The following is a 15,791-nucleotide window of genomic DNA, read 5'->3' on the forward strand; positions in this document are numbered from 1 at the left end:
AGGAGGCAACGCCCGTGGCGCGCAAGAACCCGATCGGCAAGATCAAGGACGCGGCGAAGGACACCATCTCCACGGCCCACGACGTCGGGAAGGGCGTCGCCAGTCAGGTCAGCCGCACCGCGGTCGGTCTCGCCGGCGAGGCCATCGGGGTCGTGCGCGACCGCGTGCTCCCCCAGGAGCCCGACCGCCCGGCTTCGCCGCGGACCCCCGAGCCCAACGTCGCGGCCGACGTCGCCCGCACGGCCACCCCGCCCGCCAAGCGCCTGACGGACGCCTCGGCCCCGGTCCCCGCGCCCGCGAAGAAGACGGCCGCGAAGAAGACGGCGACGAAGAAGAGCGCGACGAAGGCGCCCGCCGCGAAGGCGCCTTCGACGACCACCGCGAAGGCGCCCGCGACGAAGACCGCCACCACCAAGGCCCCCGCCGCGAAGAAGGCGACCGCGACGAAGGCGACCGCGACGAAGGCGACCGCGAAGAAGGCGACCGCGAAGAAGGCGACGAGCGCCCCGACCCCGGCGGACGTCGCCGACACGGTCGGCACCCGGACGGCGGCCTCCGCGGCCGCGGTCGAGGTCCCGGCCGCCACGACGGAGGCTCCCACCACGAAGAAGGCGACCACGAAGAAGACGGCCACGAAGAAGGCCACGAAGAAGACCGCCGCCACGAAGAAGACCGCCGCCACGAAGAAGACCGCCGCCACGAAGAAGACGGCCGCGACGAAGACCCCGGCGAGGACGGCGGCCCAGGTCGCCTCGGCCTCGGGCTCCGAGGTCACCACCCCGGTCGGCACGACCGGTGCGGCGCCGGGCGAGAACCCGGCCACCGGCCTCTCCGACCTCCAGCAGCCGGGCACGGAGCCGATCATGGACCCGGCCACCGCGAAGGCCGCCCGCAGCGAGGCCGAGACCATGCGGGCCGCGGCGCAGAGCCCGGCGGAGACGTCGGCTGCGGACGCCGCCGACGAGCCCGCCGCCAAGCCCGACGCCAAGTCCGACGACAAGCCCGCCGAGGGCGGGTCGGCGTCGTCCTGATCGCAGCAGCACCGACGACGCAGCCGGCGACCTCCCCCCAGGGTGGTCGCCGGCTGTCCGTCCCCCTCCGGCGCGGCCGCGTGACGCGGGGCGCGTCGTGACCCGTGGCCGCTACTTCAGCTCGGCGCTGCTCAGCCCGAGCACTCGGCGCGCGATGATGAGCTGCTGGATCTGCTGGGTGCCCTCGAAGATGTCCAGGATCTTGGAGTCGCGTGCCCACTTCTCGAGCAGCTCGCCCTCGCCGTAGCCGATGGCGCCGCACAGCTCGACGCACCCGAGGGTGACGGCCGAGCCGACGCGTCCGGCCTTGGCCTTCGCCATCGACGCCTGCAGCGAGTTCGGCTTGCGGTTGTCGGCCATCCACGCGGCCTGGAGGGTGAGCAGCCGGGCGCCCTCCCAGTCCGACTCGAGGTCGAGGAAGGTCTTCGCGGCGGCGTGCTGCACGTGGCCCGGCCGGTCGTAGTCGACCTCGACCCCCGCCTCGGCCAGCAGCTCGCGGGTCAGGTCGAGGGCGGCGCGGGCACAGCCCACCGCCATGGCGGCGACCAGCGGACGCGTGTTGTCGAAGGTCGCCATCGCCCCGGCGAATCCCTGCTTGACGTCGACCTCGGGCGAGCCCAGCAGGTTCTCGGCGGGCACCCGGCAGTCGTCGAAGATGATCGTGGCGGTGTCGGAGGACTTGATGCCCAGCTTGTGCTCGAGCCGCTCGACGCGCATGCCGGGGGTGTCCTTCGGCACGACGAACGACTTGATCGCCGCGCGGCCCTTCGACTTGTCCAGCGTGGCCCACACGACCACGGCGTCGCAGCGACCGCCGGCGGTGACGTAGATCTTCTCGCCGTTGATGACGTACTCGTCGCCGTCCTTGACCGCGGTGGTGGAGATGTTCGCGGAGTCCGAGCCGACACCGGGCTCGGTGATCGCCATCCCGGCCCAGACGCCCGCGAACCGCTCACGCTGCTCGGCGTTGGCGACCGAGGCGATGGCGGAGTTGCCGAGGCCCTGGCGCGGCATCGACAGCAGGAGGCCGACGTCACCCCAGCACATCTCGGCGATCGAGAGCGCGGAGGCCATGTTGGCGCCGTTGCGGGTGCGGCCGTCGTCGTCGGCGCGGTCGGTCGATGCGTCGCGGCTCACGCCCGACGCCCCGGCTCCCCCGGTGGCGCCGGAGTCGGAGACCCCGTCGACCATCGCGGCGAGCATGTCGAGCTCCTTGGGGTACTCGTGCTCGGCCTTTTCGTACTTGCGCGAGACCGGGCGCAGCATGTTCATCGCCAGCTGGTGGGCCTGGTCGACGAGCGCGCGGTGCTTCTTCGGCGTGTCGAGGTTGATCATCGTCGTCTCCTGGTCGAGAGGGGGTGGGGGTCGAACGGTCAAGGTCGGGCGGGACGCCTCAGACCAGGACCGCGCCCTCCATGACGCCGATCGAGCGCAGGTCGCGGTACCAGCGCTCCACCGGGTGCTCCTTGACGAAGCCGTGCCCGCCGAGCAGCTGCACGCCGTCGAGGCCGATCCGCATCCCGTGCTCGCCGCAGGCGCGCCGGGCCAGCGCCACCTCGCGGGAGAAGTCGCGTCCCTGGGCCGCACGGGAGGCGGCCTGGTAGGTGAGCAGCCGCATCGCCTCGAGCTCGGTGGCGATGTCGGCGACCATGAAGGCCACCGACTGGCGGTGGGCCACGGGCTCGCCGAAGGCCTTGCGCTCCTTGACGTACGGCGTGACGTAGTCGAGGACGGCCTGCCCGACGCCGAGCGACAGGGCGCACCACGCCAGGCGCGACAGCCGCACGCACTCGGCGTACGTCGAGCCGTCGGCGTCGCCCAGCAGGTTCTCGGCCGGCACCCGCACCCCGTCGAGGTGCAGGCGGCCCAGGCTCGCGGCCCGGACGCCCATGGCGGGGTCGGACTCGATCCGGACGCCGTCGGTGGCGGACTCGACGAGGAACAGCGCCGGGGAGGCGTGCCCGCCGCCGTCGTCGACCAGCGCGCCGACGACGAAGAGCTCGGCGGTCACCGCGAGCGGGACCAGCGCCTTCGTCCCGTCCAGGACGTACGACGAGCCGTCGCGGCGCGCCGTGGTGGTGGGGGCGAGGACGTCGAACAGCACCTGGGGCTCGGTGAGCGCCAGCGCGGCGGCGGGCGGCTCGTCACCGGTGAAGGCCGGGAGGTAGGTCTGCTGCTGGTCGTCGGTGCCCCACAGCGAGATCGCGGTGGCGACGGACCCGGGCGCGAGGGTCGCCACGGCGAGGCCCAGGTCGCCGCGGGCGAGGGCCTCCGCGACCAGGGTGCCGGCCATCGCGGAGCGCTCCTCCGAGATCCCGCCGAGCGACTCGGGCACGCCGAGGGTCTGCAGCCCGAGCTCGCGGGCCGCGGCCAGCACCTCCTCGGGGGCGGTGCAGGACTCGTCGGCCTCCGCGGCCGCGGGGCGCACCACCTCCTCGGCCAGCTCGGTGGCCACGTCGACGAGCATCTGCTCGTCCTCGGTGGGGGTCAGGTCGAAGACCCCCGGCCGGGTCGTGGCCGGCACACGGGTCCCCGGCGTGCCGCGGCGCCCGGCGCGGGTGAAGGCGCGGCCGGCGGCACCGGCCGTCGTGAAGCCCGTCCGGGCGATGGTGAACACGCCCTTCTCGGTCTGCTTGCGGATCCCGAGACGGTCGAGGACGTCGCTGCGCGCGACGGCCCCCAGGGCGGCGATCACGTGGCCCAGGGGGTCGCGGCGCTCGGTGGAGGCGACGCCGTGACGGCGGGTCGAGCGGCTGGGGGTGGTGGTGGCCATGGCTTCACTGTAACTCGGAGTTACACAGTGCGCCACAGTCTCGCCTCCGGAGCCGTCCGGAGGCTGGCTACGATGCCGCGCATGCCCGACGAGGACGCCCCCGCGCTCGCCCCGCACGGACCGCTGCCGACCGGCGGGACCGTCCGGCCCATCACCCGGTGGGGCACCCCGGTGATGCACCGGGTCAACACCGCGGTCACGGCGTACGACGAGGAGCTGCGCTCGCTGGTCGCCGACATGGTCGCGACGATGTACGCCGCCGACGGCGTCGGCCTGGCCGCCTGCCAGATCGGGGAGGACGCGGCGGTGTTCTGCTTCGACTGCCCCGACGAGGACGGCCAGCGGGTCGTCGGCGTCGTGTGCAACCCCGAGCTGACCCTGCCGGAGGGCGCCGAGCGCCAGCTCGACGACGGTGACGAGGGCTGCCTGTCGTTCCCGGGCGCCTTCGTGGCGTGCCCGCGGCCCGACACCGCGACGGTCACCGGCACCGGGCTCGACGGGGAGCCGGTCTCCTTCACCGGGACGGGCCTGCTCGCCCGCTGCCTGCAGCACGAGACCGACCACACCCGCGGCACCGTCTTCGGGGACCGCCTGCCGACCAAGCTGCGCAAGCGCCTCACGAAGGAGCACGACCGGTCGGCCGAGGAGTTCGGCGAGGACTGGCCGGTCGGCGAGGTCTCCTGACCCCTGGTCGCGACGGGCGCCCCGGCGGCCGGGACCGGCGGCTCAGGAGCAGATCCCGCCGAGCCGGCCCACGCCCGTGAGCAGGTGGTAGCCGCCGAGGCCCCCGAGGAGCACCACCAGCCCGAGCAGCGTCTGGGTCCCGCAGCGACGCTCCGGGCTCCGGCGCACGTGGGCGACGACGCCGAGCAGGACCAGGACCACCGCGGAGGAGCCGGCCACCAGGTCGGCCCAGTCGACCGAGGCGCAGCCGACCAGGCGCGCGACGGGGCCGGTGACCAGGCCGCGCCACGCGATGACGAAGCCGGCCACCACCGGCAGCACCGCCCACCACAGCGGCTCCGGCACCCGCCGCCACGGGGCCGGCCGCGCCGGCCGGCCGGGGGTGCCCGGGGTGCCGGGCTCGCCGGGGGCGCCCGTGCTCACCGGCGCGCCGCCACGTAGCAGGCGACCGCCGACGCGGCCGCGACGTTGAGGGAGTCGATGCCCGCGGCCATCGGGATCACCGCGCGCCTGTCGGCCGCGGACTGCCAGCGCTCGGAGAGCCCGTGCCCCTCGGTGCCCAGCACCAGGGCGAGACGGTCCACCCCGGCGACCGCGTCGGTGATGTCGACGGCGTCGTCGGCGAGCGTGAGCGCGACCGTGGTGAATCCCGCCGCGCCGAGCTGCGGCAGGGCGTCGTACCAGTCGGGCAGGCGGGTCCACGGCAGCGCGAAGACCGCGCCCATGCCCACCTTGACCGCCCGGCGGTACAGCGGGTCGGCGCAGCGCGGGGAGAGCAGGACCGCGTCGAAGCCGAGCGCGGCGCCGCTGCGGAAGACGGCCCCGACGTTGGTGTGGTCGACGATGTCCTCGAGCACCAGCACCGAGCGGGCGCCGTCGAGCACGTCGGCGACCCCGGGGAGCGGGCGGCGCTCCAGCGAGGCGAGCGCTCCCCGGTGGACGTGGAAGCCGGTGACCTGCTCGGCCAGCGCCTCGTCCACGACGTAGCAGGGCGCTCCGGTCGTGGCGAGGACGTCGGCCAGGCCGTCGAGCCAGCGGGGCGCCATGAGGAAGGACCGCGGCGCGTGGCCGCCCTCCACCGCGCGGCGGACCACCTTCTCCCCCTCGGCGAGGAACAGCCCGTGCTCGGCCTCGAGGTGGCGCCGGAGCTGGACGTCGCGCAGGTCGCGGTAGTCCGCGAGGCGGGGGTCGTCGGGGTCGGTGACGGTGACGAGCTCCGCCATCAGGCGTCCGCTGCTCCCCCGACGCGCGCGCCGACCGCCACCCCGACGACCGGGCCCACGACGATGATCGCCGGCGGCCGGACCGCCTGGGCCTCGATGTCGGCGGCGAGCCGCCCGAGGGTCGTGACGACGAGTCGCTCGGTGGGCATGGTGCCCTCGACGACGACCGCGACCGGCTCCTCGGAGGAGCGGCCGTGGGCGACGAGGACCTCCGCGATGGCCGGGGCGTTCTCGACGGCCATCATCAGCACGAGCGTCCCGCGCAGGCGTGCGACCGCCGGCCACACCACGAGGGAGTCGGGGTGGTCGGGCGGGAGGTGCCCGGAGATCACGGTGAAGTCGTGAGCGACGCCGCGGTGGGTCACCGGGATCCCGAGCCGTGCCGGGACGGCGAGCGCCGAGCTGAGGCCGGGCACGACGGAGACCGGCACCCCGGCCTCGCGGCACGCCAGCACCTCCTCGAACCCGCGACCGAAGACGAAGCCGTCACCGCCCTTGAAGCGGACCACCCGTCGCCCGGCGCGCGCCTGCTCCACGAGCGTGGCGTTGATCTGCTCCTGCTTGACGTGGCGGCCTCGCGGCAGCTTGGCGACGTCGATGATCTCGACGTCGGAGGGCAGCTCGTCGAGCAGCTCGCGCGGCGCGAGCCGGTCGGCCACCACGACGTCGGCGCTCGCGAGCGCGTCCCGGGCGGCGAGGCTGGTCAGCGCGGGGTCGCCGGGGCCGCCGCCGACGAGCACGACCTCGCCGGGCCGGACGACGGGCGCGCCGGGCCGGTCGAGCGAGCCGTCGCGCAGGCCGTCGAGCACGGCGTCGCGCACCGCGGCGGAGCGTCGGGGCTCCCGGTTGGCGAGCACCGCGATCCCGAGGTCGCCGTACCGGCCCTGCGCGGGGGTCCAGGCCGTGGCCTCGGAGGCGTCGTCGGCGCGGACGCAGAAGACCCGACGCTCCTCGGCCGCCGCGCTCACGGCGGCGTTGACGTCCGGGTCGTCGGTGGCGGCGACGGCGTACCAGGCCTCGTCCAGGTCGGCGGCCGTGAACGCGCGGGCGTGCCACGTGATCTCGTGGGCGAGGCCCTCGAGGGCCGGGGTGACGTCGGGGGCCACGACGACGACGTCGGCGCCGGCCGCGATCAGGGTCGGCACGCGCCGCTGGGCGACCTGTCCCCCGCCCACGACCACGACACGGCGGCCGCCCAGGCGGAGGCCGGCGAGGTACGGCGGGTGGTCGCTCACGGGCCCCATCCTCGCGGATGCGCCCGTCCGGTCCCCACGGTGGTCGGCCCCCGGGTCGCCCGGGTCGGCCCAGGGGCCCGGTCAGGGGCCGGCCCGGGGGCCGAGGCGGACCCGGCGAAGGGTGGTCCGAGTTTCAACTCCCGGCTAGGTTCGGTGTCATGAGCCTCGACCGACCCGTGCACCCCGACCCCTACGAGCTGCTGCCGGCGACCGCCTCCTTCGAGGTGACGAGCACCGACGTCGCCGACGGCCAGCCGCTCGCCCCCGCCCAGGTCGCGGGCGAGGACGGCAACGTCTCGCCGCAGCTGAGCTGGTCCGGTGCCCCCGAGGGCACCAAGTCGTTCGTCGTGTCGTGCTTCGACCCCGACGCCCCGACCCCGAGCGGCTTCTGGCACTGGGGCCTCGTCGACATCCCGGCCGACGTGACCTCGCTGGAGACGGGCGCCGCCTCGGGCCAGCTGCCCGCCGGTGCGTTCCAGCTCCGCAACGACGGCGGCGAGCACGGCTTCATGGGCGCCGCCCCGCCGGAGGGCGACCAGGTCCACCGCTACTACTTCGTGGTCCACGCCGTCGGCGAGGAGAAGCTCGGCATCGACGAGTCCGCCTCCTTCGCCGTGATGTCGTTCAACCTCGCCTTCAAGACCCTCGGCCGCGCGATCCTCACCGGCACCTACCAGCACTGAGGGCCTCGGCCCCGGCCGAGCACCCGACCGACGACCCACGCGACAGGGCCCGCACCGACCTCGGTGCGGGCCCTGTCGGGCACCTGGTCCGGCTCGAGGTCAGCGGGGGTGGAGCAGCTGCTCGAACGGGACGGGCTCGGGGAGGTCCTCGACGACGTCCGGGCCGCCCGTGGGGTCGCCGGTGGGCACCGCCCGCAGCGGCGCACGACGGGCCGGCCGGCCGGCGACGGCGTCCGCGAGCTCGCCGGCGGCCCGGGTGATGCGGGTCTCGAGCGCGTCGGCGCCGTCGGCACCGGCGGCGGCGCCGAAGTCCTCGCTGGCCGCGAAGACCCCGGTGGGCACGACGACGGCGCGCAGGTAGGCGAACAGCGGCCGCAGGGCGTGGTCGAGCACCAGCGAGTGGCGCGCGGTGCCCGCGGTGGCCGCGACCAGCACCGGGGTGCCGACGAGGGCGTCGGGCTCGAGGGAGTCGACGAACGTCTTGAACAGCCCCGAGTAGGACGCGGTGAAGACCGGCGTCGCGACGACCAGGGCGTCGGCGCGGCGCACGGCGGCGAGCGCGCCGGCCAGGTCGCCCGCGGCGAAGCCCGTCAGCATCCGGTCGGCCAGCGCGTGCGCCAGCGGCCGCAGCGGGACGTGGGTCACCTCGACCCGCTCCCCCGCCCCCTCCAGCGCCGCGACGGTGGCGGCGCCGAGGCGCTCGGCGAGCATGGCGGTCGACGAGGGTTCCGAGAGTCCGGCCGAGACGACCACCAGCGCGCGCGTCACGCGGCCACCTCCTCGCGGGCGGCCAGGCGCGAGGAGTGGGTGGGCGCGTCCGGGACGTGGGCGCCGCGGCCCTCCGCGAAGCCCGCGCGCAGGTCGGGGAGGATCTCGCCGAGCAGGTCGAGCTGCTCGAGCACCGTCGCGAGCGGCAGCCCGGCGTGGTCGATGAGGAAGAGCTGGCGCTGGTAGTCGCCGACGTAGTCGCGGAACGACAGGGTGCGCTCCAGCACCTGCTGCGGCGAGCCGACGGTCAGCGGGGTCTGCCGCGAGAAGTCCTCCAGCGACGGACCGTGGCCGTAGACCGGCGCGTTGTCGAAGTAGGGCCGGAACTCGCGCACGGCGTCCTGGCTGTTGCGGCGCATGAAGAACTGCCCGCCGAGGCCGACGATCGCCTGGTCGGCCGAGCCGTGGCCGTAGTGCTCGAAGCGGCGGCGGTAGAGGGCGACCATCTGCTGGGTGTGCGAGGCCGGCCAGAAGATGTGGTTGTGGAAGAAGCCGTCGCCGTAGTAGGCCGCCTGCTCGGCGATCTCCGGGGTGCGGATCGACCCGTGCCAGACGAACGGCGGAAGCCCGTCGAGCGGGCGCGGGGTCGCGGTGAACCCGCGCAGCGGCGTCCGGAAGCGGCCCTCCCAGTCCACGACCTCCTCGCGCCACAGACGGTGGAGCAGCGCGTAGTTCTCGACGGCGAGCTCGACGCCGCGGCGGATGTCCTTGCCGAACCAGGGGTAGACCGGCCCGGTGTTGCCGCGGCCCATCATCAGGTCCATGCGGCCCTCGGTGAGGTGCTGGAGGGTGCCGTAGTCCTCGGCCAGGCGCACGGGGTCGGTGGTCGTGATCAGCGTCGTGGAGGTCGACAGCACGATCCGCTCGGTCTGCGCGGCGATGAACGCCATCGTGGTCGTGGGCGAGGACGCCACGAACGGCGGGTTGTGGTGCTGGCCGACGGCGACGACGTCGAGGCCCACCTCCTCGGCCTTCCGCGCGATCGCAACCTGCGCGACGATGCGCTCGTGCTCGGTCGGGGTGCGACCGGTGGTGGGGTCGGTGGTGACGTCCCCGACGCTGAAGATCCCGATCTGCATGACTGCCTCCGGCTGACTGACGTGATTCGTTGTTGAAAGTCGAACAATAGCCCCAACGGACGGCGACCCCACGTTGTTCCGGCCTAACCTCGTCGTGTGACCGACCTGATCGCCAGCCTGCAGCGCGCCGTCGACGCCGCCCCCGACGACCTCGTCCTGCGCCTGCACCTCGCCGAGCAGCTCGTCGCCGCCGGCCGCGGGGCCGAGGCGGTCCCCCACGCCGCCGCCGTGCTCCAGCAGGACCCCGCCTCGACCGCCGCCCGCACCCTGATGCAGCAGGCCCTCTCCCCCGCCGACACGGGCGAGCCGCCGCTGCCCGAGTCCCAGGTGCAGCCCCAGCAGCCCCAGCAGCCCGAGGAGGAGCGCCCGGCCGGCTTCGACTGGACCCGCGCCGAGGAGGACCTCGGCTCCCCGGTCGCGCCCATGTTCGCGGAGTCCTCGGAGACGACCTCCGAGGTCCCGGCGTACGACGTGGAGCGCTCGCGGATCACGCTCGCCGACGTGGGCGGGATGACCGAGGTCAAGAAGCGCCTCCACGCGGCGTTCCTGGCGCCCATGCGCAACGAGAGGCTGCGGCGGATGTACCGCAAGAGCCTGCGCGGCGGTCTGCTGCTCTACGGACCGCCCGGGGTCGGCAAGACGTTCATCGCCCGTGCGCTCGCGGGCGAGCTGGACGCCCGCTTCCTCACCGTGGGGATGTCCGACATCCTCGACCGGTGGTTCGGCGCCAGCGAGCGCAACCTGCACGAGCTGTTCGAGACCGCCCGGGCCAGCGCCCCGTGCGTGCTGTTCCTCGACGAGATCGACGCCCTGGGGCGCAAGCGTGGTCTGTCCAACAGCGACATGCTGCGCACCACCGTCAACCAGCTGCTGCTCGAGCTCGACAGCGTCGCCGACGACAACGACGGCGTCTTCGTGCTGGCCGCGACCAACACCCCCTGGGACGTCGACCCCGCGCTGCGCCGGCCCGGGCGGCTCGACCGCACGTTGCTGGTGCTGCCCCCGGACCGCGAGGCCCGGGAGGCGATCTGGCAGACCCACCTGCGCGAGCGACCCGTGGCGGGCGTCGACGTACGACGGCTGGCGAGGCTCACCGACGGCTACACCGGCGCCGACATCGCCCACCTCTGCGACAGCGCCGCCGAGCTCGCGCTGATGGACTCCGTGGCCGCCGACGAGCCGCGGATGATCTCCCAGCGCGACCTCGAGGCCGCGCTCTCCGAGCTGCGACCGTCGGTCGGGCCGTGGTTCGAGTCCGCGCGCAACGTCGCGATGTTCGCCAACGACGACGGCAGCTACGACGAGCTGCTGACCTACCTGCGCACGCACAAGCGGCTGTGAGCGGACCGGCCGACCACCGCGGCCGGGTCGCCCTCCTCCTCGACCTCGGCCGGTACGTCGAGGCGCGTGCCGCGGTCGAGCGCGCGCTCGCCGAGTCGCCCGACGACCCGGCCCTGCTGGTGGCGTACGCGGACGCCCTGGCCGGCACCGGGGACCACGCGTCCGCGCTGGCCTCCGCCGGGCGGGCGGTCGCGCTCGCGCCGGACGACCCTGCGGCCCACCGCCGCCGCGCCATCGCACTGGCCCGGCTCGGCGACCACGCCGACGCCACGGTCGCGGCCCGCCAGGTCGTCCGTCTCGCCCCCGAGGACTGGTCGGCCCACACCCTGCTCGCGACGTGCGCGGCCGAGGATCCCGCCACGCGCGAGGAGGCCTGGGAGGCGTCGGGCCGGGCCGTCACCCTCGGGCCCACCGTCGCGGAGGCCCACGCCGCCGTCGGGTTCGTCGCCACGCGCCGTGGGGACCGCGCCGCGGCCGTACGCGCCTACCGCGCCGCTCTCGCGCTCAAGCCCGACCACGCCACCTCGATCCACAACCTGGGACTCCTGGAGGGCGGCACGGACCTCGCCCGGGTGGCTCGGGGTGTCGCGGGCGCCCTGCGGCTGGAGCCGCAGAACCCCGACTTCCGCGCCACCGTGGACCGCTGGACGTGGCGCACGGTGGCCGGCGCCTGGGCCGCGCCCCTCGCCGCGCTCCTCGTCGTGGTGCCGGCGTCCCTCGACAACCCCGCGGAGCAGGCCGGGTCCTCCTTCCCGACGTCGGCGTTCAGCGCCGTCCTGCTGGTCGGCGTGCTCGCGACGTGGTGGACGGTGACGCTCGTGCGGCTCCCGCGCGGCGTGCGCCGGCGGGGCGCGGCGTACGTGCGCGACGACCCCGGGCTGCTCGCGATGCTCGTGGCGACCGCGCTGGGCGTGGGCGGTGTGCTGCTGATCGGGTTCTCGCCGCGGGAGGGGCCGCGGGTGGTCCTCACGACCGTCGTGGTGCTCGCCGTCCACCTGGCGACCCTGACCGCGGCGCTCGTGGTCCGGTCACGACGGGGGGTGGTGCGGTGACCCCGGCCGACCGGGACCGCGCCCGCGCCCGGCTCGACGCGCTCCTGGAGCTGGGCCGCCACCGTGAGGCCCTCGACGCCGTCCGCACACTGCTCGCGGAGGAGCCGGACGCCGCGCTGCTGCACGGCCAGGCGAGCCGGGCGCTCACGGGCCTCGGGGACCACCGCGGCGCGCTCGAGGCCGCCGGCCGCGCCGCTGCGCTCGCTCCTGCCTGGCCCTGGGCCCACCGGCTCTGCGCCACGGCCCTGCTCGAGCTGGGTCGGCCCCAGGAGGCGGCGCGGGCCGCTCACGAGGCCGTCCGCCTGCAGCCGGACCGTGCGGTCAACCACGAGGTCTACGCCCAGGTGCTGGTCGATGCGCCGGGGGGCCTGCCGACGGCCTGGCTCGCGGCGCTCCACGCGGTCCGCCTGGCTCCGGACGACGCCGGGTCCCACTTCACGGTCGGCTACGTCGCCGGACGGCGCCGCGACGCCCGCACGGCGATCGAGGCCTACCGCCGCACCCTCGCGATCGACCCCGAGCACGCCACCGCGCTGCACAACCTGGCCCTCCTCGAGTCGGGCACCTCGCTGCGGCGGCGCGCGGACGGGCTCGCGGGCGCACTGCGGCTGGACCCCCAGCGCCGCGCCTTCCACGCCACCGCCGACGCCTGGGCGGACCGCGTCGTGCGCCGCGCGTGGCTCGGGTCCCTCGCCGCGCTGCTCGTCGCGGCGCTGACCGGCTGGGGCGGCCTCGCCGGTCTCGTGCTGCTCGGTCTGTGGTGGCGACGGCTCATGCGTCAGGTCCCGGTCGGCATGCGACGCCTCGTCCGCGACCGGGCGCCGCGCAGCGCCTACCCCGCGCTGCTGGCCGCGGCGACCGTCCTCACCTGCCTGCTGGCGCTGGCGACCACCGTGGCGCCGCTGGACGCCGGCCAGCGCTGGGCGCTCGCCGCCCAGGCGACGTGGCCGACCGTCGCGCTGGCCGCCTGGGGACTGCTGCGGCGCCGCCCGGGGTGACCTGCGACCCCTTTTCTTGATCGGTTCCAGAAACGGTGCTGTAGTGGTGTCGTGCACCCCGTGTCCGAGCACCCGACCCCCGAGGCCGTCCTGCGGTCCGCGGGCCTGCGGGTGACCCGGCCGCGGACGGCGGTCCTGCGGGCCCTCGCCGGCGCCCCCCACTCCGGGGCGGACGCCGTCCTGGGCGCCGTGCGGAGCGAGGCGGAGGTCTCGACCCAGGCCGTGTACGACGTGCTCAACACGCTCACCGCCCACGGCGTGATCCGTCGGTTCCAGCCCGCCGGCTCCGTGGCCCGCTACGAGCTGCGGACGCGGGACAACCACCACCACCTCGTGTGCCGCGGCTGCGGCAGCGTCACCGACGTCGACTGCGCCGTCGGCGAGGCGCCCTGCCTGGACCCGGTGGAGGTCGGCCCGTCGACCGCGGGGTTCGTGGTCGACGAGGCCGAGGTGACCTTCTGGGGTCTCTGCGCGGCGTGCGGCGTCGCCGCCGCCCCGGCCGCTCCCGCCCGGTCCTGACGGCGCGACCGGCGACGGCCGACCCCCGGAGGGGCCGGCCGCGGCCGATGGCGGCCCGGGCTCGGCTCAGCCCGCCGTGACGTCGTAGCGGTCGCTCATCATCACCTTGTCCCACACCGCGACGAAATCGGCCACGAAGCGGTCGTGGGCGTCGCTGGCGGCATAGACCTCGGCGACGGCGCGCAGCTGGGCGTTCGAGCCGAAGACGAGGTCGTTGCGGGTGGCGCGGAAGGCCGTCCCGCCCCCGTCACGGTGCTGCAGCGTGAACGTCGTCCCGGCGTCGTCGGCCTTCGCCCACTCGAGGTCGGTGCTGGTGAGCGCGTCGAGGAAGTCGGTGCTGAGCACCCCGACCCGGTCGGTGAAGACCCCCTCGTCGGAGCCGTCGTGGTTGCAGCCCAGGACCCGCAGGCCCGCGGTGAGCACGACCCACTCGGGGGCGGTCAGGCCCAGCAGCGCCGCACGGTCCAGAGCCATCTCCTCGGGCGCGAGGGTGGAGACGCTCGAGAACTCCGGCATCACGTAGTTGCGGAACCCGTCGACGACCGGGGCCAGCCACTGGAACTGGGTGACGTCGGTCTGGTCCTGCCGCGCGTCGACCCGGCCCGGGGTGAAGGGCACCGACACCTCGGTGCCCCCGGCCGCGGCCGCGTCCTCGATCGCGACGCATCCGGCCAGCACGATCACGTCGGCGAGGCTCACCGTCGCCTCCCCCGCGGCGTTGAACGCGTCGGTCACCTCGCGCAGGCGCGCCACCACGGGCACCGTGCGGGCGTTGACGGCCCAGTCCCGCTGCGGCTCCAGCGCGATGCGAGCACCGTTCGCGCCGCCCCGCTTGTCGGTCCCGCGGAAGGTCGCCGCCGAGGAGAAGGCGGTGAAGGCCAGGTCCGAGGTCGACAGACCGGTGTCGCGCACGGCCTGCGCGAGGCGCGCGATCTCGGCCTCGCCGACGACGGCGTGCTCCCACGCCGGCAGCGGGTCCTGCCAGATGAAGTCCTCCTGGGCCACCTCGGGCCCGAGGTAGCGGGACTTGGGCCCCATGTCGCGGTGGGTGAGCTTGTGCCAGGCCTTCGAAAACTCCTGGGTGAAGTAGTCGAAGTCGGCCAGGAACCGCTCGCAGATCTCGCGGTAGACCGGGTCGACCTTCAGCGCGATGTCGCTGGTCATCATCATCAGCGGGTGCTCGACGCCCTCCAGGTGCGCGTCGGGCGTCGTCGGCGCGTCCGCGTCGGCCGGCATCCACTGCAGGGCGCCGGCGGGGCTGCGGGTCTGCACCCACTCGTGGCCGAAGAGGTTCTCGAGGTAGCTGTTGTCCCACTGCGTGGGGTTCTGGGTCCAGGAGCCCTCGATGCCGTTGGTCATCGTGTGCTCGGCGTTGCCCGACCCCTCGGGGTTGTGCCAGCCCAGGCCCATGGCCTCCATCGGCGCGATCTCCGGCGGCGGGCCGATCCGGTCGGTGCTCACCTGGCCGTGGCTCTTGCCGAAGGCGTGGCCGCCGGCGATGAGCGCCACCGTCTCCTCGTCGTTCATCGCCATCCGCCCGAACGTGATGCGGATGTCGACCGCGGACGCCGCCGGGTCGCCGTCGCCGAGCGGGCCCTCGGGGTTGACGTAGATGATCGAGGAGTGCGAGGCGGCCAGCGGCTGCTGCAGCTCGTAGTCGCTGCTGCCCGGCTCCCCGGTCCAGCGCTGGTCGCGGGCGACCATGTCGTCCTGGGCGTCGGGGTGCATGTTGTTGATCCACTCGGGGCCCCAGTAGGTGCGGTCGTCGGCCTCGTAGGAGTCACGACGCCCGCCCGCGAACCCGGTCGTGGGGAAGCCCATGATCTCGAGCGCGCAGTTGCCGGTGAGGATCATCAGGTCGGCCCACGACAGCGCGTTGCCGTACTTCTTCTTGATCGGCCAGAGCAGGCGGCGGGACTTGTCGGTGTTGCCGTTGTCCCACCAGCTGCTGATCGGCGCGAAGCGCTGGAGCGCCTGGCCGGCGCCGCCGCGACCGTCGGCGATCCGGTAGGTGCCGGCGGAGTGCCAGGCCATGCGGATCATCTGCGGCGCGTAGTTGCCGTAGTCCGAGGGCCACCACGACACCGAGGTCGTGAGGAAGCGCTTGATGTCGGCCTTCAGCTCGTCGAGGTCGAGGGCCTCGAAGGCGGACCGGTAGTCGAAGTCGCGCAGCGGGTCGGCCTGCGGGCCGTCGGTGTGCAGCTGCTCCACCCGCAGGCGGTCGGGGTACCAGTCCTGCAGGGTGGGTCGCGAGGTCTGCGCGCCGCCGATGGTGTTGCCACCAAAGGGGCACTTGCCCGCCAGCACGTCCTCGTACTCGGCGTAGTCGGTCATGTCGTCCGTCTCCTCAAGGTCGGTGGGGCTCGCCTCGGTGTGCCCCGCCGTCCGTGTACCCCCTCCGGGCC

At 74.7% G+C, this 15,791-nt stretch carries 15 protein-coding genes; 7 read left to right on the plus strand and 8 right to left on the minus strand.

What is annotated here, in order from left to right; genetic code table 11:
* Window positions 1-14: 14 nt before the first annotated feature.
* On the plus strand, window positions 15-1,031 hold the full coding sequence (locus tag ABD158_RS04410) for a hypothetical protein (RefSeq protein ID WP_344004269.1): 1,017 nt from the start codon (window positions 15-17) through the stop codon (window positions 1,029-1,031).
* A 111-nt stretch (window positions 1,032-1,142) separates the two neighbouring features.
* Here the strand turns inward: ABD158_RS04410 and ABD158_RS04415 are convergent, their stop codons facing one another.
* Together ABD158_RS04415 and ABD158_RS04420 are read right to left on the minus strand one after the other, a co-directional pair.
* Complete coding sequence (locus ABD158_RS04415) at window positions 1,143-2,366, minus strand: acyl-CoA dehydrogenase family protein (RefSeq protein WP_344004271.1); 1,224 nt, start codon at window positions 2,364-2,366, stop codon at window positions 1,143-1,145.
* A gap of 58 nt (window positions 2,367-2,424) precedes the next feature.
* Window positions 2,425-3,804: an acyl-CoA dehydrogenase family protein gene (locus ABD158_RS04420; protein ID WP_344004273.1), complete on the minus strand. Its 1,380-nt coding sequence runs from the start codon at window positions 3,802-3,804 to the stop codon at window positions 2,425-2,427.
* Window positions 3,805-3,885: 81 nt separating this feature from the next.
* On the opposite strand from ABD158_RS04420, the gene def reads away from it, so the two are divergent.
* On the plus strand, window positions 3,886-4,488 hold the full coding sequence (gene def, locus ABD158_RS04425) for a peptide deformylase (protein ID WP_344004276.1): 603 nt from the start codon (window positions 3,886-3,888) through the stop codon (window positions 4,486-4,488).
* 42 nt (window positions 4,489-4,530) lie between these two features.
* Here def and ABD158_RS04430 read toward each other — a convergent pair whose 3' ends face one another.
* The 3 genes from ABD158_RS04430 to cobA are packed head-to-tail and all read right to left on the minus strand — an operon-like array spanning window position 4,531 to window position 6,955.
* Window positions 4,531-4,911, minus strand: coding sequence for a hypothetical protein (locus ABD158_RS04430; RefSeq protein WP_344004279.1), 381 nt, complete (start codon window positions 4,909-4,911; stop codon window positions 4,531-4,533).
* Window positions 4,908-5,711, minus strand: a complete 804-nt coding sequence (locus ABD158_RS04435) for a TrmH family RNA methyltransferase (protein ID WP_344004282.1) — start codon at window positions 5,709-5,711, stop codon at window positions 4,908-4,910. Before ABD158_RS04435 ends, ABD158_RS04430 begins: the two co-directional genes overlap by 4 nt.
* Window positions 5,711-6,955: a uroporphyrinogen-III C-methyltransferase gene (gene cobA / locus ABD158_RS04440; protein ID WP_425573134.1), complete on the minus strand. Its 1,245-nt coding sequence runs from the start codon at window positions 6,953-6,955 to the stop codon at window positions 5,711-5,713. Before cobA ends, ABD158_RS04435 begins: the two co-directional genes overlap by 1 nt.
* A 149-nt stretch (window positions 6,956-7,104) precedes the next feature.
* Here cobA and ABD158_RS04445 point away from each other — a divergent pair, with 149 nt between their 5' ends.
* The gene (locus ABD158_RS04445; protein WP_344004288.1) at window positions 7,105-7,629 is read left to right on the plus strand and encodes a YbhB/YbcL family Raf kinase inhibitor-like protein; all 525 of its coding nucleotides are present in this window, start codon (window positions 7,105-7,107) and stop codon (window positions 7,627-7,629) included.
* A gap of 99 nt (window positions 7,630-7,728) precedes the next feature.
* On the opposite strand, the gene ABD158_RS04450 is transcribed toward ABD158_RS04445, so the two are convergent.
* Together ABD158_RS04450 and ABD158_RS04455 are read right to left on the minus strand one after the other, a co-directional pair.
* Complete coding sequence (locus tag ABD158_RS04450) at window positions 7,729-8,397, minus strand: CE1759 family FMN reductase (protein ID WP_344004290.1); 669 nt, start codon at window positions 8,395-8,397, stop codon at window positions 7,729-7,731.
* Window positions 8,394-9,476 carry an LLM class flavin-dependent oxidoreductase gene (locus ABD158_RS04455; RefSeq protein WP_344004292.1) on the minus strand — a complete coding sequence of 361 codons (1,083 nt, stop codon included), beginning with the start codon at window positions 9,474-9,476 and terminating at the stop codon, window positions 8,394-8,396. Before ABD158_RS04455 ends, ABD158_RS04450 begins: the two co-directional genes overlap by 4 nt.
* Before the next feature lie 96 nt (window positions 9,477-9,572).
* Between ABD158_RS04455 and ABD158_RS04460 the strand changes: the two genes are divergently transcribed.
* Genes ABD158_RS04460 through ABD158_RS04475 form a run of 4 tightly spaced genes read left to right on the plus strand, consistent with a single transcriptional unit; the run spans window position 9,573 to window position 13,386 of the window.
* Complete coding sequence (locus ABD158_RS04460; protein WP_344004294.1) at window positions 9,573-10,817, plus strand: tetratricopeptide repeat protein; 1,245 nt, start codon at window positions 9,573-9,575, stop codon at window positions 10,815-10,817.
* Window positions 10,814-11,869 (plus strand): tetratricopeptide repeat protein, encoded by a 1,056-nt coding sequence (locus ABD158_RS04465; protein ID WP_344004297.1) that lies wholly within the window; start codon window positions 10,814-10,816, stop codon window positions 11,867-11,869. Before ABD158_RS04460 ends, ABD158_RS04465 begins: the two co-directional genes overlap by 4 nt.
* Window positions 11,866-12,867, plus strand: a complete 1,002-nt coding sequence (locus ABD158_RS04470; protein WP_344004299.1) for a tetratricopeptide repeat protein — start codon at window positions 11,866-11,868, stop codon at window positions 12,865-12,867. Before ABD158_RS04465 ends, ABD158_RS04470 begins: the two co-directional genes overlap by 4 nt.
* 60 nt (window positions 12,868-12,927) lie before the next feature.
* On the plus strand, window positions 12,928-13,386 hold the full coding sequence (locus ABD158_RS04475) for a Fur family transcriptional regulator (RefSeq protein WP_344004301.1): 459 nt from the start codon (window positions 12,928-12,930) through the stop codon (window positions 13,384-13,386).
* A 66-nt stretch (window positions 13,387-13,452) separates the two neighbouring features.
* On the opposite strand, the gene katG is transcribed toward ABD158_RS04475, so the two are convergent.
* Window positions 13,453-15,720 (minus strand): catalase/peroxidase HPI, encoded by a 2,268-nt coding sequence (gene katG / locus ABD158_RS04480; RefSeq protein WP_344004303.1) that lies wholly within the window; start codon window positions 15,718-15,720, stop codon window positions 13,453-13,455.
* Between the last annotated feature and the right edge of the window lie 71 nt (window positions 15,721-15,791).

Source organism: Nocardioides lentus (assembly GCF_039529515.1).
Taxonomy (GTDB): Bacteria; Actinomycetota; Actinomycetes; order Propionibacteriales; family Nocardioidaceae; genus Nocardioides; species Nocardioides lentus.

What these genes read in the sequence shown, in the direction of transcription:
- ABD158_RS04415 (WP_344004271.1), bottom strand. Translation starts at nt 2,366, where the DNA reads ATGATCAACCTCGACACGCCGAAGAAGCACCGCGCGCTCGTCGACCAG.
- ABD158_RS04420 (WP_344004273.1), bottom strand. Translation starts at nt 3,804, where the DNA reads ATGGCCACCACCACCCCCAGCCGCTCGACCCGCCGTCACGGCGTCGCC.
- def (WP_344004276.1), top strand. Translation starts at nt 3,886, where the DNA reads ATGCCCGACGAGGACGCCCCCGCGCTCGCCCCGCACGGACCGCTGCCG.
- ABD158_RS04435 (WP_344004282.1), bottom strand. Translation starts at nt 5,711, where the DNA reads ATGGCGGAGCTCGTCACCGTCACCGACCCCGACGACCCCCGCCTCGCG.
- cobA (WP_425573134.1), bottom strand. Translation starts at nt 6,955, where the DNA reads ATGGGGCCCGTGAGCGACCACCCGCCGTACCTCGCCGGCCTCCGCCTG.
- ABD158_RS04445 (WP_344004288.1), top strand. Translation starts at nt 7,105, where the DNA reads ATGAGCCTCGACCGACCCGTGCACCCCGACCCCTACGAGCTGCTGCCG.
- ABD158_RS04455 (WP_344004292.1), bottom strand. Translation starts at nt 9,476, where the DNA reads ATGCAGATCGGGATCTTCAGCGTCGGGGACGTCACCACCGACCCCACC.
- katG (WP_344004303.1), bottom strand. Translation starts at nt 15,720, where the DNA reads ATGACCGACTACGCCGAGTACGAGGACGTGCTGGCGGGCAAGTGCCCC.